This window comes from Aliiroseovarius sp. D2-2 (assembly GCF_055809455.1).
Window position 1 is genome coordinate 584,916 of the sequence record NZ_CM147913.1, and the last position, 15,342, is coordinate 600,257.

The window sequence follows — 15,342 nt, forward strand, 5'->3', positions numbered from 1 at the left end:
TTAAGGAGATCTCATGGCTGACATGTCGTTTAAATCTGCTCGCATTCACGCGGGTATTTGGGAAGGCATACTGACTTCCATGGGGCCAAATGCGCCTGATCTTGAAGTGACGCATCAGTCAAATTCTGTGCCAGGTGTCGAAGTTGCCGCCGTGCCTGGGGGCAAAGGCCAGTATAGCGTGCGTGTTCCGATCCCTGTTGAGCTACTTAGCGATGGCGTTCAGACCTTCTTGATCCAAGACAGATCAAACGGCGAGACCTTGGACAGCTTCACCATCGTCACAGGGCAACCATTGGATGAGGATATCCGCGCTGAGATGGATCTTCTTCGGTCAGAGCTGGATATGCTCAAGCGGGCCTTTCGACGCCATTGTCATGATGTGACCGAAGGATGACGGGCATCCTCGTCAGTGCCTGCTTACTTGGCCAGAAGGTACGCTATGACGGGGCGGCAAAAACACTTCGTGACGATCGTCTGAGTGCTTGGGCCAACGAAGGCTGGCTGCACCCCATTTGTCCCGAGCTTCTGGGTGGCCTGTCAGTTCCGCGATTGCCAGCAGAGATCGAGCCCAATTGCGATGGTGCATCCGTAATGGCCGGGCAGGGTCGTATTCTGGACGTGTCAGGACAGGATGTGACCAAGGCCTATCTGCTTGGTGCAGAACATGCTGTGGCCGCGGCCAAGAAGCATGCATGCAAATACGCGTTGCTGACCGAAGCAAGCCCCTCTTGTGGTACTTATGTGATCTATAGCGGTCTTCACGATGGTGCGCGGCGTACGGGCATGGGCGTGGTCACAGCGGCGTTGCGGCAGGCTGGCGTTCAGGTGTTTTCTTCTGAACGGATCGGGGAACTGGCCGCCTTGGTCGATTGACGCGACCAAAGGGTTACGCAGCGTTTCAAGTGACAGTGCTTTACGTGCGCGTCAATACTTATGGAAATTGGCAGCCCGAGGACCGTTATGACCCGCTACCCTAATCTTCTTGCCCCGCTCGATCTTGGTTTTACTACATTGAAGAACCGTGTGTTGATGGGATCAATGCACACTGGTTTGGAAGAGCGTGGCGATTGGAATCGGGTTGCAGAGTTCTACGCAGCGCGTGCCCGTGGGGGCGCAGCGCTTATTGTTACCGGCGGGATGTCTCCGAATGAAGAAGGGGGCGTGTTCCCCGGCGCGGCTGGGCTTTTCTCGGACGACGACATTGCCAACCACAAGTCGGTCACGGATCGGGTGCACGCGGAAGGTGGCAAGATTGCTATGCAGATCTTGCACGCTGGTCGCTATGCCTATGGGCAGAATTGCGTCTCTGCCAGCCCGGTGAAATCCCCCATCTCACCCTTTCCACCGAAAGAGTTGGATGAGGAGGGGATACAGAAGCAGATTGCAGATTTTGCCACCGCCGCCGCCCGTGCCAAACAGGCTGGCTACGACGGGGTCGAGGTCATGGGCTCAGAGGGGTATTTCCTGAACCAGTTTCTTGTGACCCACACCAACAAACGCGAGGATCGCTGGGGTGGGTCTTATGAAAACCGGATGCGCCTGCCGATTGAGGTGGTCAAAGCCGTACGTGCGGCCGTTGGGCCAGAGTTCATTTTAATCTACCGTCTGTCGATGATCGATCTTGTGCCCAATGGATCTACATTTGACGAAGTGGTCCAACTGGCCAAAGAAGTCGAGGCAGCAGGTGCGACGATCATCAACACTGGCATCGGTTGGCACGAAGCACGCATTCCGACGATTGCCACATCCGTCCCCCGCGCTGCCTTCACATGGGTCACCAAAAAACTGATGGGACAGGTGTCGATCCCGATCATCACCTCGAACCGCATCAATACACCTGATGTGGGGGAAGAGGTTCTTTCCGGCGGAGCAGCCGACATGGTGTCGATGGCGCGCCCGTTCTTGGCTGATCCGGACTTTGTGGTGAAAGCGGCCGAGGATCGAGCGGGCGAAATTGCACCGTGCATCGCCTGTAACCAAGCCTGTTTGGACCACACATTCGGCGGCAAAACCTCGACGTGTCTGGTGAACCCGCGTGCATGCTTCGAGACGGAGCTTAGCTACGAAATGACTGACACGCCGAAATCCATCGCCATCGTTGGCGCTGGGCCAGCAGGATTGGCCACCGCATTGGTGGCCGATGAACGCGGTCATAAGGTCACCCTGTTTGATCGCGCGGATGAGGTCGGTGGTCAGCTCAACATGGCCAAGATGGTCCCCGGCAAAGAGGAATTCATTGGGCTAGTCGAATGGTATGACCGGATGGTCCGGGCGTCCGATATCGACTTGCAGTTGGGTCGCGAAGTGAACGCCGATGACCTGATCGGCTTTGATGAGGTGATCATCGCCACAGGCGTAATCCCACGCGATCCCGGTATCGAGGGACAAGACGGCGATAAAGTGCTTTCCTATATTGATGTGCTGCGTCACGGCGCGCCTGTGGGCGACAAGGTAGCAATCATTGGCGCGGGCGGGATTGGCTTTGATATTGCCGAATTCCTGACGCAGGCAGGTGAAAGCCCGACCGAGAACCTTGAGGAATGGCTTGCGGAATGGGGCGTCACCGATCCCGGTATCGCGCGCGGCGGTCTGTCACCAGAAGGACCGAAACCCGAAGCCCCTGCGCGTCAGGTTGTCCTTTTGCAACGCAAGGCACAGGCGCTGGGCAAGAAGCTGGGTAAAACCACCGGCTGGATTCATCGTGCGACCTTGAAGATGAAAGGCGTTGAGATGCAGGGTGGCGTAAACTACGAACGCATTACCGATGAAGGTTTGATGGTTTCGTCCGGTGAAGCGCGTGAAAACCCAAGCTTGATTGAGGCCGACAATATCATTCTTTGCGCCGGACAGATTCCCGAACGCTCAGTTTTTGATCAGCTTGCTGAAAAAGGCATCAACGCACACATAATTGGTGGGGCCGATGTCGCGGCCGAGCTTGACGCCAAACGTGCGATTGACCAAGGATCGCGTCTGGCGGCCTCTCTCTGATCTTGTATGAGGCCTAGAAGGAGGCCGAATGCTTTTCAGCTCGATCTTTCTGGGACTTCTGCCCAGCTTTTTGCTGGTTGGGCTGGGCGGGCTGGTGCGTGGAAGGCTGTCTGAAAACGCTTGGCAAGGCCTCGACCGTCTGAATTTCGAGATCTTGTTTCCAGCCCTACTGTTTGTCGCAGCCGCCAGTCGCCCGATCGAGATCTCGCAGGTCGCGACCATGGCGCCTCTTGTCTGGGCGATTATGGGCGTTGGATTGGGATTGGGGTGGATTACCCGTCGTCACGGACCTGACCGGTTTCTGAATTTCGCAGGGGCATGGCAAGTGGCGTGGCGCTTCAACACAGCGCTAGGTCTGGTCGCGGTGTCCCTTCTGCAAAATGGGGGGCTTGGTGAAATGGCAGTGGCCGTTGGGATGGGCGTTCCGGTCGCCAACCTGATGGCAGTCAGCGTGTTGTCGCGCGGTGGTTCTTTCGGTTTAAAAGCAACCCTAAAGAAAATCGCGTTGAACCCTTTCTTGTTGGCCAGCTTATCCGGCCTTTGCGTTGGACTGCTTCAAGTGCAACTTCCATCTCCGGTCATGGCGCCGCTTGAGCTTTTGGCAAAAGCGGCCATTCCTATCGCATTGCTTTCAATTGGAGCAACGATGGATTGGAAGGCACTGGCAAGGCTTAACGGTTTCAATGCCGCAATCTCTGCGATCAAACTGGTAGCAATGCCCGCATTCGCACTGACCATCGGGGTTGTACTGGGTTTGGAATCGGGAATCGCTTCGGTTCTTGTTGTGTTTGCAGCACTACCCACTGCGTCGGCTGCGCATGTTCTTGCATCGGCATTTGGGGCAGATCGACGGTTGGTCGCCACATTAATCGCTCAAACGACGCTTCTGTCTGCACTGACGCTGCCAGTTTGGATAACTCTCGCTGAGATTGTGTTTGCAACACACTAGTTGTGTGGCGATGTGCGAATGGGTCAGTAAAAACAGGGTTCCAGTGATGCTTCTAGCGGCTAAGCGCACTCAAAGCTCGCGCAATGATTGTGAAGTATAAGTATTCATTCAAGTATTCGCGTTTCCATTTCAGAAACATAAGCTCGATTACCCCTGTAATGTCGGCTGCTCTTCACAGTCTTGCCCCAATTCGTAGCGATACAAATGGAGTTGGGGGACAATTGTAGAGAGTATCTGATGGATCGTTTGACCGAAATGGAGGCATTTGCGACCGTAGTGGACCAAGGGGGGTTCACCGATGCAGCCAAGAAAATGGGAATTTCGAAATCGGCTGTATCGAAACACGTCTCAAGTCTTGAGGCGCGTTTGGGCGCACGCCTTCTGAATCGCACCACGCGCCGGGTTAGCCCAACTGAAATTGGGTTGGCCTATTATGACCGCGCGCGCCGCGTCCTGAATGATGCAGGCGAAGCGGACGCCTTGGTCACCTCCATGCAATCTGCGCCTGCCGGGATGCTCCGCATATCAGTCGCAACAGATTTCGGTGTAAACCACCTTAGCCCGGTCTTGGGCGAATTCTTGAAAGATTTTCCAGACGTCAATGTCACGATGGAGCTTGCCAACCGCTATGTTGAGCTAATTTCAGAAGGGTTCGACATGGCGATCCGTGTGGGTGAGCTTGAAGACAGCTCGCTTCGGGCACGTAAGATCGCCGACACAACGCGCCGTATGGTTGGCAGCCCTGCTTACTTTGAACAGTATGGCCGCCCGAAACGCATTGACGATCTGAACGAACACAAGCTTTTGCATTATTCCAGCCAGAGTTCTGGGAACGTATGGAAAATCCCGGCTCCGTCCGGCGAAGTTCGACAAGTACGGTCGGCGGGATGGCTAAGTGTAAATGACGGGCAGTCTTTGTTGAACGCGGCTATATCTGGTTTAGGCATTGCCTATCTGCCCAGCTTCCTTTTTGCCGATGCGCTTGAGCAAGGACTGGTTGTCGACGCCATTCCAGACTTGCCGCCAGACATACAGGGTATTTACGCCATCTACCCCCCAGGCAGATTTACACAGCCTAAGGTGCGTGCGTTCATTGATTTTCTGGTGCATTCCTTTGCAAACAAAGGGCCAGATGTCTGGTAGCAGCAAAGCAGCATTAACGTGGAGAGAACTGTCGGCGGGGGAAACCCCGCCCTTTTTTGTCAGTTTGTGTTCAGCAAAACCGCCTCGACCCGGCGATTCAGATCGCGACCTTCTGCGGTTAGGTTTCCGGCAAGGGGTGACAGATATCCCACCCCGTCGGCTGTCAACTGACTGGCATCGACGCCATAGCGGCTGATCAGGCGTTTCATCACGGATGCAGCCCGCTTGCGTGAAAGGGCTACGTTCCCCTCAAGGCTTCCTTCGGCATCTGTGTGTCCAACCAACACAATGCGTCGGTCAGGCGATTGGGCAAGAAACGCTGCCAGATCGGACAGGGCAGGAACCTCACCTTCTTCCAGCTCTGATGAGCCTGTTGCAAAGGTGAGACCAGATAGGACGACACGCCCGATGTCTTTGAGCTGCAGGTCTAGTGGGCCCGTTGATTGAGGGATGGACGTCGACGGTCCTGCTGTTGTCGTTGCCAGTTCCGGGACATCGTCTTTCGAGGGCGAAACAAAGGTCAGCTCGACGAAGGCATCTTTTGCGCTTTGGCTGACAAGAAGCTGCGCGAAGCTTTCCCCCTTGCGAGCACTTAGGAAATGATAATCCCCCAGATCGACAAACATATCCGGCGCCTGAAAGTGCCCGGTTTGAAAGCGGAAATCGAACCCGCCGCACGACACGGCCTGGCACTGAAAAACCAGCTGATAGCCATCCTGCAAAAGCTGGTCACGAATTGTGGTCAGGATTTGATAGCTTCGCGCTGCCAGACCCTCGGATCGCCATGCTTGACGTTCCACATAACCTACAGCAGTGATGGATGGGACTTTCTCGCCGTCAAAACGGCCCAAGGCGATTTCGGCTTGGCCCTCACCGGCATGTGTGGCTTGAAGCTCAGCGCCCGCTGGAAGGTCCAAAGACCACGCAGCCAAAGGAAACGCGCAGACAAGTAGTGCAGAGGTCAGAAGGCGTTGGATTGGGATCATCGGTTTTGGGCGTGATATTCATCGTTCGGCTTCATGCCCACGGCTGATGCCATGCGATTGGACATCGAGAAGAACCCAACGGTCGCCGCAATGTCCCAAATATCCCGATCCGAGAACCCAACATCCCGCAATATTTGACGGTCTTCTTCCGATGTCTCGGATGAAGCTTTGGTGATCTTTTCCGAGAATGTAAGCATGGCCGTTTGACGCGCATCCAGATCAGCCATGCGCCAGTTCATCACCATAGCCTCACCCAATTGCGGGTTGCCCGAAAGCTGACGAACGGCAGCCCCATGCGCCACCTGACAATACCAGCACCGATTAATCGAACTTACGACGACCGCAATCATCTCGCGTTCCAGTTTGGACAGGCCGCTGTCGTCCAGCATCACCTCGTTATACATGTCCATGAAAGGGCGCAGCTTCGCCATGTCGAAGGCGTAGGCCTTCAGCACATTTGGAACGAGCCCCAACTTGTCGTCGCAGATGTCGAAATACTTCTGGATGTCTTCGGGCAGCGGGTTGGCCATTGGTAGGTCAAGTGCAGTGACACCCTTTGAGTTGTGCGCCATTCTGGGTCCTTTCTATCGTTTCACGCGGTAATGGTAGTGACCGACAAGGTGCATACCAAGATTTGCATATAGCGGATTGGCCGCGTGATTTCCTTGGGTCACGATCAGCGACAGATATTCAGCGCCCTGTTCTTCGGCCCATTTTGCAGCCTGTTTCAACAGGTTCTGTCCTGTCCCCATACGGCGTAGATCTTGATCAACATGGAGCGCATGCGCCATAGCAATGCCGTCATGAATGCCAACAAATCCTACCCCAGCAGGTTTGTCATCCGTCCGCGCCAGTAATGCCGTTTTAGGGCAGTCGGCACGTTCCATCACGGCACGGCGTTTTTCATGAATGTCACCCTCATCCCACAACTCAGTCATGATCGACAGCATTGGCCAGATGGCAAAGGCCGAAACAGGTGGAAGCGGATCGCGGGTCAGTTCAGACACCGGGATAACCCAGATGTTCACGGGGTCGATGATGTCATAGCCGTGCTGTTCAAGCATATCATCCAGATGCTCGTCGCCCGCGCGAATTTGAAACAACGGCTCCATGCCCATGTCGCGCATTGCTTTTTCGGCGGCAGGCAAATCGGCTTCGGTGGTCGGCCAGTTCTCGGTTGCAGCAGAGACGCGTTTGCCCCCGCCTGCACCATCCCGCAACACCCAAGCGCCGACGCGATGGGTGGCTGCCGGTGGCCATGTGGCTTCGCTGGCCTCGATAAGTTGTTCGGGGGTGGGAAGGTGTGGCGTTGTCATGTTGCCTCCTTAAACAGGTCTTGAAGCGCGCGGGTGGCGTGATCCAGCTGGGTTAAATCTGTGCCGCGAATAACGATATTCGCACCGTAAGCGCCGTTTTCGATAAAGGGGTATGACCCGAAGCTAAGCGTGTCATGTTGCTGCGCCAAGCGGCCAAGAGGGCCTGCAATGTCGCCTTCCCCCCGATTGATCCGAACCGAGCGTGAGACCAGCGGCGCACCGCCGGTGAGGGTCGGCAGAACACTGTCCACCATTGCCTGAAAGACGGACGGCACTCCGGCCATCACATGTACATTTTCAAGCGTAAACCCCGGGGCAATCGACACGGGATTATCAATCAGAACAGCGCGGTCCGGAATGCGCGCCATGCGCTGGCGCGCTTCGTTGAATTCACGACCGGATGCCGCGTAATGCGCCGCCAAAAGATCGTATGCGTCTTTGCGGATGTCGATGTGATCACCAAAGGCACGCGCAATGCAATCCGCAGTTATGTCATCATGTGTCGGACCGATCCCGCCAGATGTGAAGACTTGATCGAAGCTGCCAGAAAGGGCTTTGACAGCAGCAACAATGGCCTGAGCATCATCCGAGACCACCCGAACTTCTTTCAGGTCAATACCGTGTTCGGTCAGCTTTCCGGCAAGATGATGCATGTTCGCATCCCGTGTCCGTCCGGACAGGATTTCATCTCCGATCACCAACATTGCGGCTGAAGGATTGGGCATTGCTTGTTCCTTTCCTTATTCCGGTATAGGCCCGAGATATGGAATTTCCCAGCCCTCTTGTGCCCGCAGTGCTTATTCGTCGCTACAAGCGTTTTCTGGCAGACTGTCAGTTGGAAGATGGGCGCGAAGTCACAGCGCATTGTGCCAATCCCGGCTCGATGATGGGTTTGGCTGATCCGGGCATGAAAATCTGGTTGGAGCCAAATGACGACCCGAAGAAAAAGCTGAAGTTCGGGTGGCGGCTGGTTGAACACGCAGATGGGCATTTCACAGGTGTGGACACCTCGGTGCCCAATCGGGCTTTGCGGGCTGCTTTGGAGGCGCGGAATGTGCCGGAGTTGGGCGACTATCACACCGTTCGAGCCGAGGTGAAGTATGGTGAGAAAAGCCGCATTGATTTCCTGCTTGAAGGCGATGGTCTGACCTATGTCGAGGTAAAGTCAGTGACCCTCTGCCGCCAGCCCGGTCTGGCCGAGTTTCCAGACAGTGTCACAGCACGCGGAACCAAGCATCTGGGCGAGCTGACCAAGATGGTGGCCGAAGGCCATCGCGCAGTGATGCTGTATCTGGTGCAGCGCACCGATTGTGACCGGTTTGACTTGGCCCGAGATATCGATCCGACCTATGGGCAGGCCTTTGATGCGGCCCGCGCCGCCGGGGTTGAGGTCATCGTCTTGGGTACGACAATTTCACCGATTGGGGTAGAGGTCGCAGCCCCTCTGGCGTCTTTGGTCTGAAGGCCCTATCTAAGGGACAGAAGAAGGAAACCAAGATGGACGACAAGATGCGCGTAACCAAAGAAGGCATTCGCCTGTACGATTCAGCGGATTTCGCTGGAATGCACGCGGCCGGCAAGCTTGCCGCCGAAATTTTGGACCGCGTAGCCCCTATGATCGCGCCCGGTGTCACCACAGAAGAACTGGATGCCGCGATCGAGGCGATGGTGGATGAAGCAAGCGCTGTTTCGGCCACGATCGGATATAAGGGCTACAAGCATGCGTCGTGTATTTCGCTTAACCACGTTGTCTGTCACGGCATTCCCGGCTCAAAAACGCCGAAGATGAAGAATGACAAAACCGGCCGTAAACATGACGAACTTGTCGAAGGTGATATCCTGAATATCGACGTGACGGTCGTTGTGGACGGTTGGTACGGCGACACCAGTCGCATGTACAAGGTTGGCAAAATCAAATCCTTTGCCGATCGCCTTATTCAAGTGACCCATGACGCATTGATGGAAGGCATCGCAGCTGTGAAGCCCGGCAATACGTTTGGTGACATTGGCCACGCCATCCAGAAGTACGCTGAAGCGCAGCGTATGTCTGTCGTGCGCGATTTCTGTGGGCATGGTTTGGGTCGTGTTTTCCACTCACCGCCGAATGTGCTGCACTATGGCCGACCCGGCACGGGTGCTGTGTTGGAAGAAGGCATGTTCTTCACCATCGAACCGATGATCAATCTGGGCCGTCCGGAAACGAAAATCCTGTCGGATGATTGGACGGCGATTACGCGCGACAAATCTCTTTCCGCCCAGTTCGAACACTCGGTCGGAGTGACCGCTGATGGCTGTGAAATCTTCACGTTGTCCCCAGCAGGAAAATTCCATCCGACTTGGGGATAATCCGCAAGTTTACTTAGGGGAAACTTTTTCAAGTTTCCCCCTAGTCACCAAAATTTCCTTTTGAATCCGCCGCGCATTCGGCCTGATGTTCTTTAGGTCAGGAATCTTGCCATTTTGCGTTTGCACCCGCAGCATTCAGTTCCTAAGTTCTAACTGCTCAGACACAAAAGGTGCTTGGGCTTCCGCGACTTCGCGCGCGCGGCTGTTTAAAAGAAATACGGAGGGGCCAATGACCAGCTTCCGCACTTTCACCCTGAAATCCACCTTCTCGACCCTGACTGCTGCCGCCGCACTGGCTGTGGCTGCCAGCACAGCTGCCGCGCAGGAGGTCACCCTGCGTTTCCAGCATTTTGTGTCGCCCCTGTCGGCCAACCCGACCTATTTCATGGCCCCATGGGCAGAAAAGATCGAGAAAGATTCAGGTGGCCGCATTAAGGTAGAGCTTTACCCGGCAATGCAGCTGGGCGGCAAAGCCACCAGTCAGTATGACCTGATCCGTGATGGCGCGATTGACGGTGGCTGGGTGATCCCCGGCTATCAACCCGGTCGCTTCCCCGAGGCCGAAGCCATGGAGTTGCCTTTCATGGTGACGAAATCTGGCGAAGAGGCGTCTAAGGCCGCGTGGGTCTATACGCAGAAATATCTGATGGACGACTTTGCTGACGTAAAGGTTATCGCAGCACACATGCATGGCCGCGGGATTGTTCACAAGAAAGGCGATCCCGTTGCCTCGGTCGCCGACTTCACGGGGTTGAAACTGCGCGGCCCGTCGCGCACGGCCACGCGCCTGTTGGACAAGCTGGGGGCGACACCCATCGGCATGCCCGTTCCCGCCTTTCCCGAAGCCCTGTCAAAGGGTGTCGTGGATGGCGGCGTGATCACGTGGGAGATGTCACCGTCGCTAAAACTGGACGAGTTGACCGACAGCCACACCGACATTGCGGGTGAAAAGTCGCTTTATAACCTCTATTTCATCTGGGCGATGAACAAGGACGTCTACGACGGCCTGCCCGATGATCTGAAGGCGGTGATCGATGCGAACTCGGGCTTCTATGCATCGGCTTGGGCTGGTCGTGCCCATGACACAGGCGATGTAGTTGGCCGTGAAAAGATGGCGGCCAGTGGCAACGCGCTGGCAGAGCTTTCGGAAGATGAGACCGCTAAGATTCGCGATCTGGGTGATGAAGTCATCGCCGAGTGGATCGCGGATATGAACGACAAGGGTTTGGACGGCACCGGAATGGTTGAAGACGCCCGCGCTGCCGTGTCCGTAACTCGCGCGAAGTAAGTTCTGCAAATTTGCGAAAGCCGCCCGTAACTGGGCGGCTTTTTTCGTTTAATCGCGATCTAGGCCAAGAAGGCGGGTCACTTCTTCCATCGAAGTTGCGGTTATGACCCCAAGCGTTTCAAGCATGTCACGCGGCGTGTGCTGCGCATAACCAATGCATTGCATCCCAGCAGCCAAAGCCGCTGTTACTCCGGTGGGGCTGTCATCAATCACCACGCAATCTGCGGGCGCGACACCAGCATCCTTCGCCGCAATGAAGAACATGTCAGGCGCTGGTTTCATGCGGCCATGTTTCTGCGGAGAATAGAGCTTTCCTTCCAACCGTTCCCACAGCCCATGCGGCCCAAGTGTCAGCTTTATCTTCGCAAATCGCCCGTTTGACACAACGGCGGTTTTAAGACCTGCCTGATCAATTTGGTCCAGTAACTCTACGACGCCCTCGATAAGCGGCACGCCTGATGCAAGGGCCGCGTCCATCTCGCGATAAAAGCTATCGCGCCAACCTTCTTCAATCGTCGCTCCGGCCGCGCGGGCTTCGGCGATAATATCGGAAAGCGGCCTGCCAACGAACCGATGCATGTCGCAGTCGGTTGCTACAGGCCACCCACGATTTTCTAAAAACTTGAACAGTTGGTCATTCGCGACGGGTTCGCTGTCGACCAGCACGCCATCACAATCGAAAATGACCATTGCAGGGGTCACAGTGATGCCTCACAGATCGTGATCACCGTGTCGCCATAGCGTCGGTTGTCCAGTTGGGTGACGCCTTCGGGCGGGATCACTGGCACGTTGTCTTCCCAAACAATAAGCGCGCCATCGGCGATCCAGCCGCCTTTGATGGCGGCGGCCAATGCTTTTTCACCCAGCCCTTTACCGTAGGGAGGGTCCAGAAATATCAGGTCATGAGGCGTGCCTTCGGGCAGTCGTGTCGCATCACGTTTCACGACCGTCACTTCGTCTGCACACCGGCATTTGGTCACGTTTTCTTTGATCAGAGACAAGGCCTTCCGACCATCATCCACCAAAGTGACATGGGAAGCGCCGCGCGACAGGGCCTCAAGCCCCAATGCGCCAGTGCCCGCAAACAGGTCAAGCACGCGGGTGTCTTCAATCGGGTCTCCGAAACGCCCGCCGGTTAGCATGGAAAACAAGCTTTCGCGCACGCGGTCTGTGGTTGGTCGTAGATGTGCGCCTGCATCCCCTTTGCCAACACTTGCCAGCGCCAATCCGCGAAAGCGCCCCGCGATAATCCTCATGCCAGCAGAGATTTCAGTTCGGTTCCGGGATCGGCCACGGCAACTTTGTCCGGCGATTTGCCCCCTTCAACAAGCCGCTTACCGACCATATAGGCGCGCGGCTCGTTCATCGCGTCGACCGCCAAAAGCGTGTCGCCCTGATAGTACCAGAAGCTGACGCTGCCATCCTTCTCGCCAGGACGGGTGACGATGTTGTCGTAGCCCGTATTCAGCCCTGCAATTTGCAGCTTCACGTCATACTGGTCTGACCAAAACCAAGGCTTCGCGACATAGTCCACATCCTCGCTCAGTATATTTCGGGCGACGATTTCGGCTTGATCAATGGCGTTTGGAACGCTTTCCAACCGGATGCGGTCGCCACGATAGGGGAAAGATGCGCAATCTCCGGCAGCCCAGATGGACGGGTCCGACGTGCGGCCTTTGGCGTCAGTTTTGATGCCATTGTCCAGATCAAGTCCGGCGCTTTCTGCCAGCGCGCTGTCGGGAGCAATGCCGACGCCAACAATGGCAAAATCAATGTCCAACTTGGTGCCGTCCGACAAAATCGCGCCTGTAACACGGCCTTCGCCGGTGAGACGGTCCAGCCCAACGCCTTCGCGAATGTCCACGCCATGTGACGTGTGTAGAGCGCGGAAATAGTTCGATGTCTCGGGCGCGGCGACACGCTGTAGAATGCGGTCGGCCATCTCGACCAATGTTACCCGAAGGCCCTTCTTGGCTGCAACGGCGGCGGCTTCCAGCCCAATATAGCCACCCCCAATGATCAGGACGCTACGCCCATCGGCAAACTCGGGTTCCATCCCGTCCACATCCGCCAAGGTGCGTACAACATGGACGCCATCCAGCGTGCCCCCAATTGCAGCAGGTAGATAACGAGGGGTCGAGCCGGTCGTGATCGCTAGCTGGTCATAGGCGATGCGTTCATCGCCAATCACAATTTCTTTCGACTGGGCATCAATGGCATCAACGCGCGTGCTTAGGCGCAGTGTAATGTTTTGATCCGCATAGAATTCCTTTGGCCGAAGATACAGCCGCTCAAGCTCCATATCCCCCAGCAGGTATGCTTTGGAAAGAGGTGGGCGCTGATAGGGCGGCGCACTTTCCGCCCCGATCAGTGTGACGTCCCCGTCAAAGCCAGAATTGCGCAGTTTTGCGACCAACGAGGCCCCAGCCTGTCCGGCCCCGATTACGACGATATGAGACATATTTTGCTCCGCATTTGGTTGCGCGTCACGTTAGGACGAAAATGGTTGCTTTGGCAACGATCGGCATCTCATGACATCACAAGAAAGTTGGCTGGACAGTGGCGCGGAAGCGCGCGAGATTCAACTGATAGAAGCAATTACAAGGAACGCGCGAATGACCCTGAAAGTTGGAGACAAACTCCCCGATGCAAACCTGCTGCGGATGGGTGCAGAAGGCCCGGAATCTGTCAGCCTGTCGTCGCTGCTGGACGGACGTAAAGTCGTGATCTTTGCACTGCCAGGTGCTTATACCGGCACTTGCACGACGGCCCACGTTCCCAGCTACATCCGCACCAAGTCCGCATTGGACGCAGCAGGAGTGGACGATGTGATCTGCATCGCGGTCAACGATCCCTTCGTGATGGGCGCTTGGGCCGACAGCACAGGTGCGGCGGAAGCTGGGCTAAAATTCTTGGGGGATTCGCAGGCCGAATTTACCAAGGCCGTTGGAATGGATTTCACAGCCCCGCCAGCTGGTTTGATCGAACGGTCGCAGCGCTATGGCGCCTATGTGGTCGATGGCGAGGTTAAGATCCTGCATGTCGAGGAAAACCCGGGCATGTGCGAAACCTCGGCCGGGGAAGCAATGCTGGAAGCGATCCAGGGCTAAGACGGTTCAGTCGTGCTCAGCCACATCGACTGTTTTGAACGGCCCGTACGAGGTCAGAACGTCGATGTCTTGCGCCACAGCCTTACGTTCGGACTGTAAATACTGGTCAACGGCTTCGCGAAAGCCGGGGTCGTTGATCCAGTGAAGCGAATGCGTGATGACCGGCAGGTAGCCGCGGGCCAGTTTGTGTTCACCTTGCGCGCCAGCCTCGACCCGTTTCAATCCATGGCGAATGGCATGGTCGATGGCCTGATAATAACATAGCTCGAAATGTAGATACGGGTGGTCTTCGACACAGCCCCAATAGCGGCCAAACAGTGCGTCGCGTCCAATCACGTTCAACGCCCCGGCGATAGGTTGGCCATTCCTCTCGGCCAAAACCAGCAACAAATCGTCAGCCATTACTTCGTGAACCTGATCAAAGAATGCGCGCGTCAGATAAGGTCGCCCCCATTTTCGTGCACCAGTGTCTTGATAAAAGTGCCAAAAGGCATCCCAGTGCGCGGGTTGAATTTCAGCTCCGCTCAGACTGTGAATGGTTCCGCCGAATGCTTGTGCCAGCCGACGCTCTTTGCGGATTTGTTTGCGCTTTCGTGAACTAAGCGCTGTCAGGAAAGCATCAAAATTCGCGTAGTCATTGTTCTGCCAGTGATACTGCAGCCCTTCGCGTGTCAGCAGCCCCATCGCATTACCCGCTGCGGCTTCATCCTTGGTGCAAAAAGTAACGTGCGCCGAGCTCATCTGATTGTCGGCAGCGATCTGCACCATGCCCTGAACTAAGGCCGCCTGCCCAATCTGCACATATTCCGGGCGGGTCAGAAATCGGCGTCCAGCCACGGGCGTAAATGGAACGGCAGCTTGCAGTTTGGGATAGTACTGTCCACCGGCGCGTTCATATGCCTCCGCCCAGCCGTGATCGAACACGTATTCACCCTGACTGTGGGTTTTCACATAAAGCGGCATCACAGCGATGATCTGTTTGCCTTGCTGGACGGTCAGATGCTGTGGATGCCACCCCGTGCCTTCACCAACCGAACCAGAAGTTTCGAGTGCTGATAGGAAGCCGTGGGTTGTGAAGGGATCAAACGCCCGCCCACCAGCTGCGCGTTCCGGGCATGCACATGCATCCCAATCCTCGGCGCGGATGGCGTCGATGGACGTGTGGGTGCGGATATCAACTTGGGATTCGCTCACGAGTCTATTCAGCGGCAGCAGG

17 protein-coding genes are annotated in these 15,342 nt (G+C 56.0%); 9 read left to right on the forward strand and 8 right to left on the reverse strand.

Annotated features, from left to right (window positions below):
- Positions 1-13: 13 nt before the first annotated feature.
- The 5 genes from AC0L6A_RS02880 (at position 14) to AC0L6A_RS02900 (ending at position 5,080) form a co-directional block, all read left to right on the forward strand.
- Positions 14-394, forward strand: a complete 381-nt coding sequence (locus AC0L6A_RS02880; protein WP_473292072.1) for a hypothetical protein — start codon at positions 14-16, stop codon at positions 392-394.
- Positions 391-873 carry a 2-thiouracil desulfurase family protein gene (locus AC0L6A_RS02885; protein ID WP_473292074.1) on the forward strand — a complete coding sequence of 161 codons (483 nt, stop codon included), beginning with the start codon at positions 391-393 and terminating at the stop codon, positions 871-873. Before AC0L6A_RS02880 ends, AC0L6A_RS02885 begins: the two co-directional genes overlap by 4 nt.
- A gap of 87 nt (positions 874-960) precedes the next feature.
- On the forward strand, positions 961-2,988 hold the full coding sequence (locus AC0L6A_RS02890; RefSeq protein WP_473292076.1) for an FAD-dependent oxidoreductase: 2,028 nt from the start codon (positions 961-963) through the stop codon (positions 2,986-2,988).
- A gap of 28 nt (positions 2,989-3,016) precedes the next feature.
- Complete coding sequence (locus AC0L6A_RS02895) at positions 3,017-3,937, forward strand: AEC family transporter (protein ID WP_473292077.1); 921 nt, start codon at positions 3,017-3,019, stop codon at positions 3,935-3,937.
- Positions 3,938-4,174: 237 nt separating this feature from the next.
- Complete coding sequence (locus AC0L6A_RS02900) at positions 4,175-5,080, forward strand: LysR family transcriptional regulator (RefSeq protein WP_473292079.1); 906 nt, start codon at positions 4,175-4,177, stop codon at positions 5,078-5,080.
- 59 nt (positions 5,081-5,139) lie between these two features.
- Here AC0L6A_RS02900 and AC0L6A_RS02905 read toward each other — a convergent pair whose 3' ends face one another.
- The 4 genes from AC0L6A_RS02905 to AC0L6A_RS02920 are packed head-to-tail and all read right to left on the reverse strand — an operon-like array spanning position 5,140 to position 8,107.
- Positions 5,140-6,066: an OmpA family protein gene (locus tag AC0L6A_RS02905; protein WP_473292080.1), complete on the reverse strand. Its 927-nt coding sequence runs from the start codon at positions 6,064-6,066 to the stop codon at positions 5,140-5,142.
- Entirely contained in the window at positions 6,063-6,638 is a 576-nt protein-coding gene (locus AC0L6A_RS02910) for a peroxidase-related enzyme (RefSeq protein WP_473292082.1), read from the reverse strand. The genes AC0L6A_RS02905 and AC0L6A_RS02910 overlap by 4 nt, the downstream gene beginning before the upstream one ends.
- 12 nt (positions 6,639-6,650) lie before the next feature.
- On the reverse strand, positions 6,651-7,382 hold the full coding sequence (locus AC0L6A_RS02915; RefSeq protein WP_473292083.1) for a GNAT family N-acetyltransferase: 732 nt from the start codon (positions 7,380-7,382) through the stop codon (positions 6,651-6,653).
- The gene (locus tag AC0L6A_RS02920; protein ID WP_473292085.1) at positions 7,379-8,107 is read right to left on the reverse strand and encodes a competence/damage-inducible protein A; all 729 of its coding nucleotides are present in this window, start codon (positions 8,105-8,107) and stop codon (positions 7,379-7,381) included. The genes AC0L6A_RS02915 and AC0L6A_RS02920 overlap by 4 nt, the downstream gene beginning before the upstream one ends.
- A 38-nt stretch (positions 8,108-8,145) precedes the next feature.
- Here AC0L6A_RS02920 and sfsA point away from each other — a divergent pair, with 38 nt between their 5' ends.
- The 3 genes from sfsA to AC0L6A_RS02935 all read left to right on the forward strand — a co-directional run bounded on the left by sfsA (position 8,146) and on the right by AC0L6A_RS02935 (position 11,016).
- Complete coding sequence (sfsA, locus tag AC0L6A_RS02925; RefSeq protein WP_473292086.1) at positions 8,146-8,844, forward strand: DNA/RNA nuclease SfsA; 699 nt, start codon at positions 8,146-8,148, stop codon at positions 8,842-8,844.
- A 35-nt stretch (positions 8,845-8,879) separates the two neighbouring features.
- On the forward strand, positions 8,880-9,728 hold the full coding sequence (map, locus tag AC0L6A_RS02930) for a type I methionyl aminopeptidase (protein WP_473292088.1): 849 nt from the start codon (positions 8,880-8,882) through the stop codon (positions 9,726-9,728).
- A gap of 229 nt (positions 9,729-9,957) precedes the next feature.
- Positions 9,958-11,016: a TRAP transporter substrate-binding protein gene (locus AC0L6A_RS02935; RefSeq protein WP_473292089.1), complete on the forward strand. Its 1,059-nt coding sequence runs from the start codon at positions 9,958-9,960 to the stop codon at positions 11,014-11,016.
- Positions 11,017-11,064: 48 nt separating this feature from the next.
- Here AC0L6A_RS02935 and AC0L6A_RS02940 read toward each other — a convergent pair whose 3' ends face one another.
- The 3 genes from AC0L6A_RS02940 to AC0L6A_RS02950 are packed head-to-tail and all read right to left on the reverse strand — an operon-like array spanning position 11,065 to position 13,477.
- A complete protein-coding gene (locus tag AC0L6A_RS02940) occupies positions 11,065-11,718 on the reverse strand; it encodes an HAD family hydrolase (RefSeq protein WP_473292091.1) in 654 nt (217 codons plus the stop codon).
- Positions 11,715-12,272: a 16S rRNA (guanine(966)-N(2))-methyltransferase RsmD gene (gene rsmD / locus AC0L6A_RS02945; RefSeq protein WP_473292092.1), complete on the reverse strand. Its 558-nt coding sequence runs from the start codon at positions 12,270-12,272 to the stop codon at positions 11,715-11,717. Before rsmD ends, AC0L6A_RS02940 begins: the two co-directional genes overlap by 4 nt.
- On the reverse strand, positions 12,269-13,477 hold the full coding sequence (locus AC0L6A_RS02950; protein ID WP_473292094.1) for an NAD(P)/FAD-dependent oxidoreductase: 1,209 nt from the start codon (positions 13,475-13,477) through the stop codon (positions 12,269-12,271). Before AC0L6A_RS02950 ends, rsmD begins: the two co-directional genes overlap by 4 nt.
- 154 nt (positions 13,478-13,631) lie before the next feature.
- On the opposite strand from AC0L6A_RS02950, the gene AC0L6A_RS02955 reads away from it, so the two are divergent.
- Positions 13,632-14,126, forward strand: a complete 495-nt coding sequence (locus AC0L6A_RS02955; RefSeq protein WP_473292095.1) for a redoxin family protein — start codon at positions 13,632-13,634, stop codon at positions 14,124-14,126.
- Positions 14,127-14,132: 6 nt separating this feature from the next.
- Here the strand turns inward: AC0L6A_RS02955 and AC0L6A_RS02960 are convergent, their stop codons facing one another.
- Positions 14,133-15,320, reverse strand: coding sequence for a GNAT family N-acetyltransferase (locus AC0L6A_RS02960; protein ID WP_473292097.1), 1,188 nt, complete (start codon positions 15,318-15,320; stop codon positions 14,133-14,135).
- Between the last annotated feature and the right edge of the window lie 22 nt (positions 15,321-15,342).